The 16,807-nt window shown below is 48.1% G+C and carries 14 protein-coding genes and 2 pseudogenes; 10 read left to right on the forward strand and 6 right to left on the reverse strand.

Going from position 1 to position 16,807, the window contains the following annotated elements; all coding sequences use genetic code 11:
- Window positions 1-129 (reverse strand): annotated as a pseudogene (locus QT994_RS09470) (IS701 family transposase); the annotation flags it as partial.
- Window positions 130-722: 593 nt separating this feature from the next.
- Here QT994_RS09470 and QT994_RS09475 point away from each other — a divergent pair.
- A pseudogene (locus tag QT994_RS09475) lies at window positions 723-1,742 on the forward strand (ISAzo13 family transposase).
- Between the two features lie 23 nt (window positions 1,743-1,765).
- On the opposite strand, the gene QT994_RS09480 reads toward QT994_RS09475, so the two are convergent.
- The 3 genes from QT994_RS09480 to QT994_RS09490 all read right to left on the reverse strand — a co-directional run bounded on the left by QT994_RS09480 (window position 1,766) and on the right by QT994_RS09490 (window position 4,657).
- The gene (locus tag QT994_RS09480; RefSeq protein WP_333173728.1) at window positions 1,766-2,023 is read right to left on the reverse strand and encodes an AraC family transcriptional regulator; all 258 of its coding nucleotides are present in this window, start codon (window positions 2,021-2,023) and stop codon (window positions 1,766-1,768) included.
- Between the two features lie 85 nt (window positions 2,024-2,108).
- A complete protein-coding gene (locus QT994_RS09485; RefSeq protein ID WP_333173732.1) occupies window positions 2,109-4,298 on the reverse strand; it encodes an ATP-binding protein in 2,190 nt (729 codons plus the stop codon).
- 80 nt (window positions 4,299-4,378) lie between these two features.
- The gene (locus tag QT994_RS09490) at window positions 4,379-4,657 is read right to left on the reverse strand and encodes an AraC family transcriptional regulator N-terminal domain-containing protein (RefSeq protein ID WP_333173734.1); all 279 of its coding nucleotides are present in this window, start codon (window positions 4,655-4,657) and stop codon (window positions 4,379-4,381) included.
- 414 nt (window positions 4,658-5,071) lie between these two features.
- On the opposite strand from QT994_RS09490, the gene QT994_RS09495 reads away from it, so the two are divergent.
- From QT994_RS09495 to QT994_RS09510, 4 genes are all read left to right on the forward strand, one after another.
- Complete coding sequence (locus QT994_RS09495; RefSeq protein ID WP_333173909.1) at window positions 5,072-5,779, forward strand: SDR family oxidoreductase; 708 nt, start codon at window positions 5,072-5,074, stop codon at window positions 5,777-5,779.
- A 149-nt stretch (window positions 5,780-5,928) separates the two neighbouring features.
- Window positions 5,929-6,981, forward strand: coding sequence for an NAD(P)-dependent alcohol dehydrogenase (locus QT994_RS09500; RefSeq protein WP_333045558.1), 1,053 nt, complete (start codon window positions 5,929-5,931; stop codon window positions 6,979-6,981).
- Window positions 6,982-7,055: 74 nt separating this feature from the next.
- Window positions 7,056-7,700, forward strand: a complete 645-nt coding sequence (locus tag QT994_RS09505; protein WP_333173737.1) for a TMEM175 family protein — start codon at window positions 7,056-7,058, stop codon at window positions 7,698-7,700.
- 44 nt (window positions 7,701-7,744) lie between these two features.
- Entirely contained in the window at window positions 7,745-8,752 is a 1,008-nt protein-coding gene (locus tag QT994_RS09510; RefSeq protein ID WP_333173739.1) for an aldo/keto reductase, read from the forward strand.
- Between the two features lie 372 nt (window positions 8,753-9,124).
- Here the strand turns inward: QT994_RS09510 and QT994_RS09515 are convergent, their stop codons facing one another.
- Both QT994_RS09515 and gyrA read right to left on the reverse strand, forming a co-directional pair.
- Entirely contained in the window at window positions 9,125-10,417 is a 1,293-nt protein-coding gene (locus QT994_RS09515) for a ribonuclease D (RefSeq protein ID WP_333173742.1), read from the reverse strand.
- A gap of 234 nt (window positions 10,418-10,651) precedes the next feature.
- A complete protein-coding gene (gene gyrA, locus QT994_RS09520) occupies window positions 10,652-13,366 on the reverse strand; it encodes a DNA gyrase subunit A (protein ID WP_333173744.1) in 2,715 nt (904 codons plus the stop codon).
- Window positions 13,367-13,459: 93 nt separating this feature from the next.
- Here gyrA and QT994_RS09525 point away from each other — a divergent pair, with 93 nt between their 5' ends.
- The 5 genes from QT994_RS09525 to QT994_RS09545 all read left to right on the forward strand — a co-directional run bounded on the left by QT994_RS09525 (window position 13,460) and on the right by QT994_RS09545 (window position 16,781).
- Window positions 13,460-13,663 (forward strand): hypothetical protein, encoded by a 204-nt coding sequence (locus QT994_RS09525; RefSeq protein WP_333045552.1) that lies wholly within the window; start codon window positions 13,460-13,462, stop codon window positions 13,661-13,663.
- Between the two features lie 99 nt (window positions 13,664-13,762).
- Complete coding sequence (locus QT994_RS09530) at window positions 13,763-14,686, forward strand: histone deacetylase (protein WP_333173746.1); 924 nt, start codon at window positions 13,763-13,765, stop codon at window positions 14,684-14,686.
- 299 nt (window positions 14,687-14,985) lie between these two features.
- Entirely contained in the window at window positions 14,986-15,174 is a 189-nt protein-coding gene (locus QT994_RS09535; protein WP_015175516.1) for a hypothetical protein, read from the forward strand.
- A gap of 385 nt (window positions 15,175-15,559) precedes the next feature.
- A complete protein-coding gene (locus QT994_RS09540) occupies window positions 15,560-15,712 on the forward strand; it encodes a hypothetical protein (RefSeq protein WP_333173748.1) in 153 nt (50 codons plus the stop codon).
- A 46-nt stretch (window positions 15,713-15,758) separates the two neighbouring features.
- A complete protein-coding gene (locus QT994_RS09545; RefSeq protein ID WP_333173749.1) occupies window positions 15,759-16,781 on the forward strand; it encodes an ATP-binding cassette domain-containing protein in 1,023 nt (340 codons plus the stop codon).
- Window positions 16,782-16,807: the final 26 nt, after the last annotated feature.

Below are 16,807 nucleotides of genomic sequence, written 5' to 3' on the forward strand. Positions count from 1 at the left end.
TAAACTTTGTCCTGTTGCTTCCAGAAATAGACCTAGCAAGGCTCGCAGACTTTTTTGTTGATATTTGCTTGGCATTAAATCCATCAAGGTATAGACTAATGCTTGGGCGTAATTAAGGATGGTTAACATTAACTTATCACATTGTTTATACGCCCTTTATTTCACATTTTGGTACAGGATGCAAGGGCTTATTGAGAATGGTGCAAGATCTCAGTTATTAAGGAATGAAAAATCAATAACTTGATGAATTATCAAATATAATGAAGAACAAGGCTAGATCGCTTACTTTACCAAAACTGAGAGCAACTTGCAACAGTTTTTTTATTACAATACTCCGGACAGTTTTTGGAACGATACTACAAGCTTACGCGGGGCAAGGAGCATAAAAAAGTCGAATTAAATATAAGTCAGGGGTGGAGCTGACATTGATTTAATTATCCACAGGGGCTGCGAAGTCAAGCGAGGATAAGCCATTGGGTCATATAAACACTGTCCGGAGTATTGTTATTACAGTACCCTATTTTATCGCAAAACCAATGTTTTATTCTAGTTCAATTGAGTCATAAATGAAGAAGTTTTATAACTCTTTATCAGAGAAAGATAAAAGAAGGTATGCAGGAATAGAGGCTCAAAAATTGGGATGAGGTGGAATTAGCTATATAATGAAACTTTGCGGATGCAGTCGAAATACTATTGTCCAGGAAATTAAAGATTTAGAAACAATGAATGAAACGACTATTAATAATTTAAGGATTAGAAAAAAAGGAGGAGGAAGAAAAAGTATTTTAGCTACCAGGAGCGGTATTGATGAAGCCTTTTTAGAAGTCTTAAAATTCCAGACAGCGGGAGACCCAATGAATGAGCTAATTAAATGGACTAATTTGACGTATAAAGAAATAGCTGTCGGACTGAAAAACGCCGGATTTTGTGTGAGTCTTTCTCTAGTAGGACAACTTCTAAAGAAACATGGATATGTGAAGCGAAGAGCACAAAAGAAACAGACAACAGGAATTAATAAAAATGGTAATGCTCAATTTGAAAATATTGCTATACTCGATACAGAGTATAGAGAGGCGGCTAATCCCATCCAACCGTTTTGATACAAAAAAAAAGAAGTTTTAGGGAATTTATATCGTCCGGGAGCTCTCTATACAACCGAGCCTGTCACTACTTTCGATCATGATTTTTGGAGATTAGGTCACGGAAAAGTAATTCCACATGGGATTTATGATGCTCAAGAAAATCGAGGATATATAACATTAGGCAACAGTAAAGATACAAGTGAATTTGCTTGTGAATTTCTGAAAAATTGGTGGAATAATTATGGAAAATTGATCTACCAGAATGCCACTTCAATTGTAGCAAAGTGTGATGGTGGAGGTAGTAACAATGCTAATCATTATATCTTTAAAGAAGATTTACAAAAGTTAGTTAATGAAATCGTAATTGAGATAAGGATTGCCCATTACCCTCCTTATACATCTAAATATAATCCCATGGAACATCGACTCTTTCCTCATGTTACGAGAGCTTGCCAAGGAGTAATTTTTACTAATATAGAATTAGTCAAATACCTGGTAGAAAAAACTCACACTAAAACCGGGTTCTCTGTAGTTGCAAATGTGCTTAATAAAGTCTATAAAATTGGTCTAAAGGTAGCTGATAACTTTAAAAAAACTAGGCAAATTATTTTTGATGAATACTTGCCAAAAGGGAACTATAGAGCCGTACCTCAAACTTAATACTTCATCAAGTTATTTATTTTTCAGTCCTTAGAGGCTTCCTGAATTTGGCTGGCAATCGGCAGTTCGATCGTAGCAAGCAGAGAATGTATCGGATCGTACAGAAGCGCGATCGCGTTGCCCAGAAGCACTTCTTTGCTGCCCTGAGCGATCGCACAAAAGGCAGGGATAGAGACACTATGAAGGCATTCAGAAGGCGAAGAGGTGCGGTTGAAGTGCAATCCTTTCAGTGGCTCAATCGTCCCATCTTGACGAATTGCTTGGGTAATGCACTCCGTCAATTCCTCTCGGTTAGCTTGATCTCTATTTTGCTACCCTTACTCCTTTTGGGCAACCAGTTCTAGCCATCAAATGGCTAAAATTGGGCTAACAGGTACTCACGATCGGAATTTGAATCACAAACTTGGTATCCTTACCTGGCGTTGAATAACACTCTAATTTGCCACTATGTTTCTCAGTGATGATTTGATAGCTGATAGCTAGTCCCATCCCAGTTCCCTTGCCGATCGGCTTGGTGGTGAAGAAGGGATTAAAAATGTACGCTTGGACGTGGGTGGGAATGCCTTTACCATTATCCTCGATCACAATCTGTGCCCACTCTGCTGCAATGGCAGTGCTAATTGTAATCCGGTTCGGATTCGCCTCAGAGGAACGCTGAGCGTTGCCTTCTTCCAAAGCATCGATCGCATTCGTGAGGATATTCATAAATACCTGATTCAATTGCCCAGCGTAGCATTCCACCAGGGGAAGATCGCCGTAATCCTTCACTACCTCAATTGCAGGGCGATCAGTTTGTGCTTTGAGGCGGTGCTGCAAAATCATCAAGGTGCTATCGAGCCCCTCATGGATATTGACAGGTTTCAGCTCGGCTTCATCCATACGGGAGAAGTTGCGTAGGGACAGCACAATCTGGCGAATGCGCTCGGTGCCGACGCGCATCGATGCTAGCGTTTTCGGCAGATCTTCCTGCACAAACTCCAGATCGATGTCCTCGGCTGCGATTTGAAGTGCGGGTACTGGATTGGGATAGTGCTGCTGATAAAGCTGTACAAACTCTAATAGATCCTGAGTATATTCCTGAGCATGGGTCAAATTGCCATGAATGAAATTCACTGGATTATTAATTTCATGGGCAACTCCGGCAACGAGTTGTCCCAAACTAGACATCTTCTCACTCTGAACTATTTGGGCTTGAGTGCGTTGCAATTCGTTCAGCGTGTTCTTCAGTTCAACAGTGCGAAGGTCTACCCGCTCTTCCAATTCTTCATTACTTTTCTCTAGTGCTTGAAAGGATTCGCGCAATTGATTTGCCATGTAGTTAAAGGAATGAGCCAGCGTATCAACTTCTTGAATGCTACTCACTTCTACCCTTTGGTCTAAGTTGCCAGATGCTATGGCTTTACTTGCCTGATTGAGCCTTTCAATGGGATTAGTAATCCAACGTGCTGTGAACACCCCCAGTACCGATGCTCCAATCAATGCTGCCAGTGAGAGCAAAAGGGTGAGACGGGTGTTGGCATCGATTTCTGCCATAAATACTCGTTCTGGCACACTCATCACGACTAACCAATCCAAACCATAGGTATCGCGCCAGGGAGACACCTGCACGTAATGAGTTTCTCCCTGCACGTCAAGCTTCAATTTTTGGGTTGCGTCAATGTGCTGAAAATGATTGAAGTGTTGTTGGAGAGATTTCGCGGTTTCCCGCACGAGCGAATTTGGACTGTCAATCGCCTTCAATCGGTGAATATCCTTATTCCGGCGGATATAAAATGGCTCTTTATCAGAGCTAGCAATCAATGTGCCATCCCGTTCCAGCAAAAACACCTGCCCCGCACGACTCACTTCTAAATTCCGTAAAAAATCACTCAGGGATAAGAGTGAAATATCAGTGCTGATCATCCCTAACAGTTGATTTTCTGAATCATACAGCGGACGAGCCGCTGCGATGGTAATGTAGACCGAGTTTGGATAATCGACCGTATAAATCTGCGACCACACAGGCTTATTCGCCTTGATTGGATTGTTATACCAAGGTTGCGCGAAATTGTCCCAATCCAACACTGCGAGAACTCGAGTGCGCTTCCCTTGGTCATCTAAGGCATAGCTATACCAATTTTTCGGTGGTCTCGGACCCCAATCATCCAGCGTGATGGTTTTACCGTCGTAGCGCCCAGTCCCAACGCCTTCCCCCGATTTTAAACCAATGCCCAGATAGCTGATGTTATTTGCATCAAATGCTTGCATTTGCCGCCAGAAATACTGACCGACTTTTTGGCGATCGCGCACATCTAGCAACCCCATCCGCACAGCATCTGCATTGAGCTGGCTGATCTTGTGTGGAATGGATAGATAGGCACTCAAGTGTTGGTTCACGGTGCTGCCAGTTCGTTCCATCAACTGATTGGCTAAATTATTGACTGCTTTCTGTCCATTCCGGAACGATAGATAGCCAACAAGACCCACCGCTCCAAAAACTTGCAGAACGAAGGGAACAATCAGAACCAGCCTTAGGGGAAGCGCCAGTCTCGGAGAAGAGCCATTTGTTGGGTTCATAATTACCAGGATAAGTGTTGAGGTACAGCTCCCTTTTAGAATTCCCACTCTATTGTGTCTTTTCGATGCAGATGGCTAAATCACCGGGGAGTAGAGAGTAGGCAATGGAAATTAGGGCAGGCGCGATCGCTGCCCAGAAACACTTCTTTGCTGCCCTGAGCGATCGCACAAAAGGCAGGGATAGAGACACTATGAACGCATTCCGAAGGTGAGGAGGAGCGATTGAAGTGCAATCCTTTCAGCGGCTCAATCGTCCCATCATGACGGATCGCCTGTGCAATCCGCTGGGTCAGTTCGTCTCTGTGGGCTTGCGCTCTATCTGCCTCACGCTTTGCCTGCGGGTTGCCCATTAAATCCATATCGGACTTTTCACTCTTTTGGCAGCGTTCATTTCTAAGTTTGCAGGATTGTACAACAATCTTAGACGATCGTCCTATTGCTTCCCCTTGAAGCTTCCTAGAATGAAGCTAAAGCAATAAAAAATGATGCCGGCGAATTGCAAGCGTCGGGATTTTTGTTAAAGAGAAAACGCAGGTTTGATTGAGCAAGAGATTCGCCTACTGACAACCAAAAGGCATCAAGGCTAACCTTGCTTCTTAAAAAATCCATCCCTATTTATAGAGCTAGCCCTAAGTGCTCAATCTCTATGATTGGGGTAGCCAAAGGAATTAAGAAATGGACATCAAAAGAAGTGGCTCACAACCTTCCGTCAAAGGACCGGCTGAGTATTTTACCGGCACTGTTCGCATTGACCCCCTATTTGAGGCGACGGCATTGGTCGAGCTACTGCGCTGGCGTTTGCTCGTGAGGGCGCTAACGTCGTGGTCGCCGACGTTTCGGAACAAGGCAATCAAGAAACGGCACGCATGATCGAAGAACAGGGCGGACGAGCGATCGCCGTCAAGTGCAACGTAACGCAAGCCGAGGACGGGAAAGCGGCTCTGGACAAGACCATCGAGACCTCCGGGCGATTGGACTTTGCTTTTAATAACGCTGGTGTAGAGCAGAAGAATGCAGCAACAGCGGAAATCGAAGCGGAAGAGTGGGATCGGATCGTAGACATCAACCTGCGCGGCGTTTTTCTGTGCGTGAAGCACGAAATCCCGCTGATGCTCAAGCAAGGGGGTGGCGCGATCGTGAACACATCATCGGGTGCTGGTGTCATAGGCATCAAGGGCGGAGCTGCATACACCGCCGCAAAACACGGCGTGATCGGACTCACCAAGTCGGCGGCGCTCGACTATGCGTCGCAGAACATCCGCGTCAATGCCGTCTGTCCCGGCTACATCGACACCCCAATGATGGGTCGCTTCACCGGCGGCACAGACGAAGGGCGCGCGAAGGTGGTCGCGGAGGAGCCGATCGGACGGATGGGCAAGCCCGAGGAGATCGCTGCAGCCGTCGTCTGGCTGTGCTCAGACACGGCTGCCTTCGTCGTTGGGCACGCCCTGGTCATGGACGGCGGTCAAACGGTGCAGTGATGTTCGTCGCCAACACGATCGAACCCTAAACGCACCCCAACAAAGCATTGTCGCGATCGCTACCTTCACCGCCAAGGGCGATGACTCATATCGCAGGTCAGCGACAGCAGTAGCAGACACCAAATGTAAACAACTAGGAGCATCAATTCATGTACAACGCCAAAGCTTATTCCGCAGCTAGCGCAACATCACAACTGGCATCTGACACGATCGCACGGCGCGACCTAACCGAACATGACGTTCAGATCGAAATCCTCTTTTGCGGCATCTGCCATTCCGATCTTCACATGGTGCGAAACGAGTGGGGCGGCGGCACGGTCTACCCGATCGTTCCCGGTCATGAGATGGTGGGACGTATCACCCAGGTTGGCTCGGCAGTGACGAAGTACAAGCCTGGTGATCTGGCAGGAGTCGGCTGCATGGTTGATTCGGATGGAACCTGTCCCCAGTGCAAAGCTAACCTTGAACAGTTCTGCCCTTCCCTGACCCTCACCTACAACTCCCCAGACAAGCACTTGGGAGGCGTCACTTATGGTGGTTACTCCGATAGCATCGTCGTCGATGAACGCTTCGTTCTGCGAGTTCCCACCAACCTCGATCTCGCCGGGGTTGCGCCGCTCCTCTGCGCCGGGATCACAACCTATTCGCCCCTGCGCCACTGGGGAGTCACCGAGGGCAAGAAAGTTGGCGTGGTCGGTCTGGGAGGATTGGGACACATGGGCGTGAAGTTCGCTCGTGCCTTCGGCGCTCATGTCGTCGTCTTCACCACTTCGCCCGGTAAGACGGAAGATGCGCTCCGCCTCGGTGCCCACGAAGTGGTCGTCTCCCGCAATGCCGACGAGATGCAGCAGCACGCTGGCAGCTTCGATTTCATTCTCGATACCGTCTCCGCCAATCATGACATCAACGCCTATCTCAACCTGCTTCGCCTCGACGGCAACATCACCCTTGTCGGTGTACCTGAGAAGCCCCTGGAGGTCGCGGCATTCAGCCTGATCATGGGCCGCCGCAGTCTCTCCGGCTCTAACATCGGCGGCATCGCCGAAACCCAGGAGATGCTCGACTTCTGCGGCGAACATAACATCACCGCCGATGTCGAAGTCATTCCCATCCAGAAGGTCAACGAAGCCTACGAGCGACTGCTCAAGTCTGATGTGAAATATCGCTTCTGTATTGATATGGCATCTCTGAAATCTGCATAACCGAGGTGGAATCTCGAAGGACTAATCATGCAGAAGCGCAAACTTGGTAATCGTTACTCGCAGAGGAGGTGAGTGTGGAGACCACCCGTTTGGAGGCATTTAGCGACGGCGTATTCGCGATCGCCATCACCCTGCTCATACTCGAAATCAAAGTGCCTCCCCCCGGTACGGCGCTCGGCGCAGAACTCCTCGGACTCTGGCCGTCCTACCTCGCCTACGTAGTCAGCTTCCTGGTGATCGGCGCAATCTGGATCAACCACCACGCCATGTTTAAACACATCGTCCGCGTGGATGGAATGCTGTTGCGGCTTAACGTCCTCCACCTGATGCTGATCGCATTCCTGCCGTTCCCAACCGCCGTACTAGCCGAAGCGTTTCACCGAGGAACGGACGAGCCAATTGCCGCCGCTTTCTACGGTGGGATTCTGACCGTAATTGGTATCTTCGTCAACGCCATGTGGCGGTACGCGGCTCGTGGGAATCGGTTGATTAGTACCCACCTCACAGCAACAAAGATACGGAAAATCAATCGGCACTTTCTCATCGGTCCGAGCGTTTACGCGATCGCTACCGTAGTCGCGCTGGTCGTGCCCTGGCTGGCGCTGCTGATCTTCGTCCTCCTCAACGTCTTCTATCTCTGGCCTCGCTGGGGTCACGAGAGCGCCCCGTCCCGCATCGGCGACCCCACTGTGAGCAGCGATCGCAGCGAAAACGACTGACAGCGGCGGGAGCGATATCAGTTCCACATCAAAGGAGAAAAACAATGCAAACGCGCAAACTTGGCAACAGTAATCTGGAAGTCTCGGCGATCGGGCTGGGCTGCATGGGAATGAGCTTTTCCTATGGCCCGCCCAAAGACAAACAGGAGATGACTGCTCTTCTGGGGGCTGCGGTCGATCGCGGAATAACATTCTTTGACACTGCCGAAGTCTACGGCCCGTACTTGAACGAAGAGCTTGTGGGTGAAGCCCTCGCTCCCTTCCGCAACCAAGTGGCGATCGCCACCAAATTTGGGTTCGACATCAGTCCGAATTCCGATCCCCGTGGCATGAAAGGTTCACCCGGGCTCAATAGCCGACCGGAGCATATCAAGGAAGCCGTGGAGGGGTCGCTCAAGCGGCTGAAGGTGGAGGCGATCGACCTGCTCTATCAGCACCGGGTTGATCCGAATGTGCCGATCGAAGACGTGGCCGGAGCAGTGAAGGAACTGATTCAGGAAGGTAAAGTGAAGCACTTTGGACTCTCTGAAGCAGGAGTGCAAACGATCCGTCGCGCCCATGCCGTTGTGCCAGTCACGGCTCTTCAGAGCGAATACTCGCTGTGGTGGAGAAAGCCTGAAGCGGAAGTGATACCGACCCTTGAGGAACTTGGCATCGGACTTGTCCCGTACAGCCCGCTGGGCAAAGGCTTCCTCACGGGCAAGATCGACGAAAACGCGACCTTTGACAGCTCCGACTTTCGCAGCACCCTGCCTCGCTTCACACCAGAGGCACTCAAGGCGAATCAAGCCCTGATCGATCTGCTTGGCAGTATTGCAGAACGGAAGCAGGCAACACCAGCTCAGATCGCGCTTGCTTGGCTGCTGGCCCAGAAGCCGTGGATCGTACCCATTCCAGGTACGACAAAGCTGCATCGCTTGGACGAAAACATCGGGGCAGCCTCCGTCGAACTCACGCCTGCCGATCTGCGTGACATCGATGATGCCGCCGCCAAAATCACAGTACAAGGCGCTCGGTATCCCGAAAAGTTGGAGCAAATGACCGGTCGCTGAGGGGCGAATAATACGTTCTCTCGTTGACATTACGGTCACCGTAGCAGACTACATACGCGAGACCAACGACTGCTGTGGCAATACCGACGAGTAGATGGAAAAGGTCAGTGATGAACAAGACTTGATTAAGATCCGAATAAAAGGAAAATAGGCGTTGCTGATTTACGGTATGCAAGGCAAAATATGCAAGTCATAGAAACCATTTTCGACACAGTTTCTGGATTTTAAACTGATTTTTTCATACCCTGAGTAAGCAACGCCTCTGTGCGAATGTTTTGTGTGGTTTAATTGCCTATTGCCATCAACCTAAGAAGCACTCTCTTGGGTTAGATTGGGTTTTGCCTCCTTCTGCTTAACCAAAACAGACGTTAGTTAAAACGGAATTTCCTCATCTTCATCTTCCACAGTTTTAGCCGTCATTCGCCAACTCGTAATATACTCAATTTGCACATCAATTTTGTTAATCGCTTCCCCTAACCGCTTTTGGATGTATTGAGTCAGCGTCACCATCAAATCTAACTCAACTCCCACAGATAGTGCAAGTTTTGCCAATCTAGCAAAATCTACCTTCAAAATCGAGGAACTGGATAACTTAAAATGGGGAGTATTTTCCTGATTTTGCACCAACATTGCTTTTTTAATGCGCTCTTTCAGATGCTCAAATTCTGAATCCAGCAACTTCCATTCAGGCAAAATTTCTTTGTACCTTTCCCCCAATGCTGTTAAATCCTCACTCTCCGGTTCCGGCGCAATTTTCTTAGGAGATTTTCGCCGCTGCTGTAAGTTGGAATTCAACCGCCAACTAGCAATCTCCTCAAGTTCCAAAGATGGATCAGCGATGAGTTGGCCTAACTGTTTTTGAATTTCTTTCGTCAGTGTCACCGGAAAATTCAACTCAATTCCCTGAGTTTGCGTCACTCTTGCCAGTGTCATAAAATCAACTTTCATCATTATTGAACTGGAAAGCTGAAAATAATAACTATCTTTGAGCTTTTGGGCCATCATCCCTGCTTTAAATCTTTCTTTAAGTTCAGCGATTTCTGAATCTAGCGGCTTCCACTTAGATTCTATTTCCTGATATTTTTCATCCAATGCTGTCAAGTTTTCCGTTGCGGGTTCGGGGTAACATTGGGCAAGGATTTCTAGCAGGCGGCGATGCACTTTAGCTAAATAAACCGCATCCATCTTGGCATATTCTAGCTGCTTCTGAGTCAGGGGACGTTTGGCCCAATCGCCGCTTTGTTCTGTTTTATCGACATAAGCAATGCCGCAAAGTGTTTCTATTAAAGTTTTGAGTTGTCGATTAGGTAATGGCAGGATGTAAGTGGGAATCTTTCTCACCATTTTTAATGTGCAAGTGACATTTTGAGCATCGTCATTGCCCAGGAATCTGATGTCATAGCTGGCGTTGTGCAAGACTTTTTCAATATTTGGATTGACCATGATTTGGTTGATGAAATTTTTTGCCAATTCAGGTTGATCCAAGACATCTAGTAGAAAAGTGGCATCTCCACTCGAATCTGTGGAGTCAGCTAACACCTGAATCAGAGATAATCTGGGGTTGGATTTATAGTCTGCTATTTCTGTGTCAACCCACAGGATTTTAGCTTGGGCCAATTTAGTGATGATTGCTGTGATGTCGTTTTGTGCTGTTAAATAAGGCATTTTTACAGACTTTGGCTATTAAATTTATGCTTATATTATGCTATGGCAATTATCGGATCGATTGTCAACGATCGCATTAAGGACACGGCAATGCCGTGTCCCTAGAGGTATTTTTTCATAATTAGTATTAAATATTGACCAGTCTTGGAGGCAGAAACCGGGAATAGACGATCGCACTTTGAACCTTCAACAGCAGTAAGGTGCACCGAAGCGCACCCTACAAACCATTAACTTTTACTCTTCTACGGCTTCCTCAGATGCCGATTCTTCGGCAGATTCCTCACCCGCAGCCGGCACCAAAGCCACAGCTACGATCGAATCATCCTCATCTAACCGCTGCACCCGCACACCCGTTGCTGTGCGCGATTGAGTAGAAATTGCACTCACAGCCTGACGGATAATAATACCTCGGTTGGTAATAATCATCAATTCGTCATCTTCGTTGACAATTCGCAGGGCAGCCACCTGATCCTTACCCTTTTTCGACTTGAATTTAGTAGCGGTCAATCCCTTACCAGCCCTTCTTTGTAGGCGGAATTGAGAAACTGGAACTCGCTTGCCATAGCCGTTGGTGGTGATTACCAACACCGAAGGAACTTCGCTGCTAGCTGTCGGAATTTCTTCGGCATCTTCGCCTTCAATTTCCTCGGCTTGCAGTTCTAATTCTTCGTCTTCCAATTCCACATCTTCTGTTTCCAATTCAGCCATTTCTGCCCCTTCAAATTCCGCTTCGCCAGTTTCTAATTGAGCAATATTAGCTCCCTCAAATTCCGACTCTTCTGTTTCCAATTCAGCAATTTCGGCAACAATTGAACTGGGCAAAATGTCCATGCTAATCAACTCATCGCCCGATCGCAATTTCATTGATTTTACACCCCGCGTCGCGCGGCCGACTGGGCGCAACTGTTCGTGATTGGTGCGGAAATGAATTGCCATGCCTTGGCGCGTACCGATGATGATGCTGTCACCCACTTTTGCTCTCCGTACCCAGCGCAGTTGGTCGCCTTCTTCTAGAGAAATCGCGATTAATCCATTAGTACGGATGTTGCCAAAAGCTGAAAGTGCGGTTTTCTTAATGTAGCCGCTGCGAGTCAGCATCACCAAGTATTCTTCGCTGGTGAATTCTGTGACTGACACCATAGAAGTGATTTTTTCTTCTATAGGAATCGGCAGCAGTTGCACCACGGGAGTGCCGCGGGCAGTCCGGGAACAGATGGGAATTTGATAAGCTTTGACAGAGTAAACTACGCCCCTGTCGCTGAAGAACAAAACGCTGTCATGATCGCAGCAGGAAAGGAAATGTTCTACTCCGTCGTCTTCTTTCATTTTCGCGCCTGCTTTGCCGCGAGTAGCGCGACTTTGGGCCTCGAAAGTGCTGACCGGCATCCGCTTGATGTAGCCTTGCTCTGTGATCAGAATAATTGCTTGTTCGTTGGCAATTAAATCTCTTTCATCAATTTCTCCTTCGGCGTGTTCGATGACGCTGCGTCTAGGAGTGGCGATTTTGGTTTGGATTTCGACTGCTTCAAATTCGGCGATTTCTAAGATGCGTTCCCGGCGCGCTAAGATATCTTCCAAATCGGTGATTTTAGCTCGCAATTCTTCGTGTTCTTGCTGAATTTTTTGCGCTTCTAATGCTGTCAAACGCCGGAGCTGCATTTGCAGAATTGCGTCGGATTGCTGTTCCGAAAGACCGTAATTATCCATCAATTCCTGTTTGGCTGCTGCGGAGTCGGCAGCGGCGCGAATTAGGTGGATAATTGCATCTAAGTTGTCTAGGGCAATTAATAAGCCTTGCAGAAGGTGGTCGCGTTCTTCTGCTTTGCGGAGCTCATATTGAGTCCGGCGAGTAATTGTCTCAATGCGGAAATCCAGGAAGACATTGAGGAATTGGGAGAGCGTAAGTAGTTGGGGTTCCCCGTTTACTAGCGCTAACATATTGGCTCCAAAGTTGGATTGGAGCGGTGTTTGTTTGTAGAGGTTGTTGAGGACGACGCGGGGATAGGCGTCGCGCTTAAGTTCGATCACGATCCGCATTCCGTCTCTATCGCTTTCGTCGCGAATGTCGGAAATTCCATCTAATCTTTTGTCGTTGACAAGTTCGGCAATTTTCTCAATTAGGGCTGCCTTGTTTGTTTGGTAAGGCAATTCGGTGATAATAATTGCTTCTTTGTCGGGGCGGCCGGGATGTTCGATGGTTTCAATGCCGGCGACTCCGCGCATTGTAATCGAACCGCGACCGGTGGTGTAAGCATCGCGAATGCCGCCTCTGCCCAGAATTTGCCCTCCGGTGGGAAAGTCCGGGCCGGGGATGTACTGCATCAATTCCAGGTCGGTAATTGCTGGATTGTGGATTAGTGCTACCAAACCGTCAATTATTTCGCCCAAATTGTGCGGCGGAATGTTGGTTGCCATCCCTACAGCAATCCCGGAGGAACCGTTGAGCAAAATTTGGGGGATGCGTGCGGGGAGTACGAGGGGTTCTTGCTGGGAACCGTCGAAGTTGTCGCCGAAATCAACTGTTTCCGAGTCGATGTCGCGCAGCATGGAGTCGCTAGTCAAAGCTGTCAGGCGACATTCGGTGTACCGCATGGCAGCGGGCGGGTCGTTGTCAACGGAGCCAAAGTTGCCGTGGCCGTTGATCAGGCGTTCCCGCATGGAGAAATCCTGAGCCATCCGCACCAGGGCGTCGTAAACCGCTGTATCTCCGTGCGGGTGATACTTGCCCAGCACCTCCCCCACGACGCGGGCGCATTTGCGGAAAGGTCGATCGGGAGTCAAGCCCAATTCGTTCATGGCGTAGAGAATGCGTCGGTGAACGGGCTTGAGACCGTCCCTGGCATCTGGTAGCGCCCGACCGACAATTACGCTCATGGCGTATTCCAAGTACGATCGCGACATCTCATTACCCAGATCCGTCGGGATTATCCGCGACTCAGAGGTGCTCATAGGTTGAAAAACTCCGTTAAAAATTTAAATTTGACCGCTATAAATCTCAAAAATGCGATAAAATCGGTTTGGATTCAGTAGAGCTGCCAAATATTGCAAATTACTCCTGAAATTATATCACAATTTGCCTTGGACTTTATGGGAAAGTGGCCAGAAAAATTAAGGGACGAAACAAGGACAATTGATAATTTGTCAGTTGGTGATTTGGTCAGCGGTTGGCAAAAGCTAGAAAGGTTTTTTTATGCGGTCGGGTTTCATGCTTTGGTAAGTTTTTTTGAGGGCTATATAAAAAATTAAAATGGTTGCCCGATCGCCATTTTAATTTCACAAAACCGCAGGCCTTCTTAAAGCAAACTAAAAATCTAAAATCTAAAATCTAAAATCTAAAATTAGCCGATGCTACCCGTCATCTACTCCGAAGATTTCTTGCTGCACAAGACTGGAATGCTTCACCCAGAGCGACCAGAACGTTTAACGGCGATCGCCAACGCTCTGAAAGCTGCTCCTTGGGCGGCTCAAATTGAGTGGCAACTGCCCACCCCAGTGGCGCAGCGCGAACAAACACTGTTCTCGGCTATCAAAAAAGTTCACTCGCAAAGATACATCAAAGAAGTCGAACATTTGGCTCATCGGGGAGGCGGCTACCTCGACGGCGATACGCCGATTTCTGCTGAAAGTTACGACGTAGCGCTGCTAGCGGCAAGTGCTTGGCTCGATGGGGTCGATCGAGTGGTGGCTGCGGGGGAACCGGCTTTTGTGCTGGCAAGGCCGCCGGGACACCACGCCGAAAACGCCCGCGCGATGGGTTTTTGCTTGTTTTCCAATGCTGCGATCGCTGCTCACTACGCCCTGGAACAGCCGGGAATCAACCGCGTCGCTGTCCTCGACTGGGACGTACACCACGGCAACGGTACTCAATCTTTGGTGGAAAACTGTCGGCAAATTGCCTACTGTTCCCTGCATCAATCTCCGTGCTATCCGGGAACTGGAGATGCCGAGGAGCGCGGTCTCTACGAGAACGTGCTGAACATTCCCCTGTATCCGGGCGGCGGCATAGCTGAATACATGAGCGCCTTTGAATCTCTTGTGGTGCCTTTTTTGTCCAAATTTGAACCGGATTTGTTGATAGTCAGCGCTGGTTATGACGCTACTGCGTCTGATCCGCTGGCGAGCATGACTCTGATGCCGTCAGATTTTGGTACTTTCACCGGATACTGCCTGCAACTCACCCGTCGCATCGCCTTTGGATTGGAGGGGGGTTACGCGCTGAAAGAGTTGGCGGAGTCGGTTGTGGCGACGATTGACCGATGCCTCAATTAGCTGGAAAATTGGGATAGGGAAAAATAAGGTTGAGAAGCTCTGAGGACGGCATGGAGAGTTGTTGAGGGCGATCGTGCTTGAGGGTCTTTTTCCCTCTGACTTCTGACTTTAGTGACAAGCATCACAAATTTAAGAGATCTAAGTCACTTGGCAGCACAGTCTGGGTCACAGATTTTTAACCAAAAAATCACACCGTGTCAATGTGTTCGATCGCCTTTGGAGTCACTCCCAGAGTGCATAATACAAATACAACAAGCCTGTTAAAATTTTATCTGTCTCAATCAAGTAGGAGGTTTATCATGTCAGTATCCCAAATGACACTCGAAGAGTTATTTGGTCAGGTCATGTTCTCCAGCGTCGTGACTCGCCACGACCGGAGACAGCTCAGATCTGCACTCTTAGAAAGAACACTGAATGAAGATGAGTATGCCATCATCAACCGACTGCTGTACAACGTTCGCCGCGGTTGGGTAAAAATTGTCGATTAAAGACATGGCAGCGGCTCCCTGTAGGGGAGTTAGTACCATTTTCGATTAAAGAATTGGTAATTACTGATAACTATCGGGGTTGAGATCACTGGCCTACAGTTACATTGTTTCGGGAACTGGTTAAAAGTAGAACTTGCCACTGCGGGAAGTTTTTTGTGTTTAATAGTTGGCTCGAAAGTGTAATGGGTTTGACCAGGGTGTTAATTATCAAAATCTCGCTCCAAATCAGCCTATAGGTAGAGATAATTATAAAATAACAGGTTTCGGGTGCATCTCTACTTGTTGAACAATTGTGAGTTTTGAGTTACTAACTGAGAAGTTATAATTAACTCAAAACTCATAATTTTTTGGAGGTAAGATTGGAGATTGGAGATTGGGAAAACTGATGAATATCAGGGTTGAAAACCACTATAAAATTAATTTTTTTAAAACTGATATTAAGAATCAAAACTATAAGCAGTTTCCGGTTGAGGAGGAGTGTGCGATCGTTACAAGCACACCGAGTCGCATTGGTCGATCGACCATTCCGGCAATTTGAGCCCGGAAGTGTCAAAATATTAACAACCAGTTCATCCCCAAAATATATGGCTCCCGCCGTTTTAATTGAAAATCTTCAGAAACGCTACGGCACTGTAGAAGCCGTTAAAGATGTTTCCTTCAAGGTAGAACCGGGGGAAATATTTGGTTTGCTAGGCCCCAACGGTGCAGGCAAAACCACAACCCTGCGGGTACTTTGTACTTTGAGTGCGCCCGATAGCGGACGCATTGAAGTGTCTGGCATTTCTGCTGTCAGTCAGCCGAGAATTGCCAGACAAAGACTAGGCTACGTCGCCCAAGAAGTGGCTCTTGATAAGGTGCTGACGGGGCGGGAACTCCTGCAACTGCAAGCAGCACTTTACCATTTGCCGCGCAATACGATTAAAGGGCGGATTGACGAAATGGTGAAACTCCTCGGTTTGGAAGAGTGGGAAAATAAAAAGACGGGTACTTATTCCGGCGGTATCCGCAAACGCCTCGACTTGGCTGCTGGGTTGCTTCACCAGCCGGATGTTTTGGTGTTAGACGAACCGACTGTCGGGCTCGATATTGAAAGCCGGGTGGTTGTGTGGGATTTCCTGCGACGGTTGCGGGAGGAAGGTACTACGGTTTTGATTACCAGCCATTATCTCGAAGAAGTTGACGCTTTGGCCGATCGCGTGGCGATTATTGACAAGGGTACGGTGATTGCACAGGGCACGCCGGAGGAGTTGAAAAATCGGGTTGGGGGCGATCGGGTGACTCTGCGGATTCGGGAGTTTTCGCCGATGGAAGAAGCCGAAAAAGCTAAAACTCTGATGCAATCTTTGCCTTTTGTGCAGGAAGTAATTGTCAACACGGCTCAAGGAAATTCTCTCAATTTAGTAGTAACACCGCAAAGCGATGCGCTGGTGACTATTCAGCAAGCTTTAAAAGATGCGGGATTGCCTACTTTTGGGATTGCTCAATCTCGGCCGAGTTTGGATGATGTGTATTTGGCTGCGACTGGTAAGACGCTGTTGGATGCTGAGTTGGCTGCTGCTAGCAACCGCGATTTGAAGGCGGAGCAAAAACAGGCGATGCGCTCGTAATTTGAAGGAAGAGGGAAGTTCGGCAA

The sequence above is a fragment of the Microcoleus sp. S13_B4 genome, assembly GCF_036700885.1.
Lineage (GTDB): Bacteria > Cyanobacteriota > Cyanobacteriia > Cyanobacteriales > Microcoleaceae > Microcoleus.

Excerpts from the sequence above, each read along its gene's own strand:
- QT994_RS09485 (WP_333173732.1), bottom strand. The coding sequence starts at position 4,298 with ATGAACCCAACAAATGGCTCTTCTCCGAGACTGGCGCTTCCCCTAAGG.
- QT994_RS09530 (WP_333173746.1), top strand. The coding sequence starts at position 13,763 with ATGCTACCCGTCATCTACTCCGAAGATTTCTTGCTGCACAAGACTGGA.
- QT994_RS09490 (WP_333173734.1), bottom strand. The coding sequence starts at position 4,657 with ATGGATTTAATGGGCAACCCGCAGGCAAAGCGTGAGGCAGATAGAGCG.
- QT994_RS09545 (WP_333173749.1), top strand. The coding sequence starts at position 15,759 with ATGGCTCCCGCCGTTTTAATTGAAAATCTTCAGAAACGCTACGGCACT.
- QT994_RS09510 (WP_333173739.1), top strand. The coding sequence starts at position 7,745 with ATGCAAACGCGCAAACTTGGCAACAGTAATCTGGAAGTCTCGGCGATC.
- QT994_RS09535 (WP_015175516.1), top strand. The coding sequence starts at position 14,986 with ATGTCAGTATCCCAAATGACACTCGAAGAGTTATTTGGTCAGGTCATG.
- QT994_RS09540 (WP_333173748.1), top strand. The coding sequence starts at position 15,560 with ATGAATATCAGGGTTGAAAACCACTATAAAATTAATTTTTTTAAAACT.
- gyrA (WP_333173744.1), bottom strand. The coding sequence starts at position 13,366 with ATGAGCACCTCTGAGTCGCGGATAATCCCGACGGATCTGGGTAATGAG.
- QT994_RS09515 (WP_333173742.1), bottom strand. The coding sequence starts at position 10,417 with ATGCCTTATTTAACAGCACAAAACGACATCACAGCAATCATCACTAAA.
- QT994_RS09500 (WP_333045558.1), top strand. The coding sequence starts at position 5,929 with ATGTACAACGCCAAAGCTTATTCCGCAGCTAGCGCAACATCACAACTG.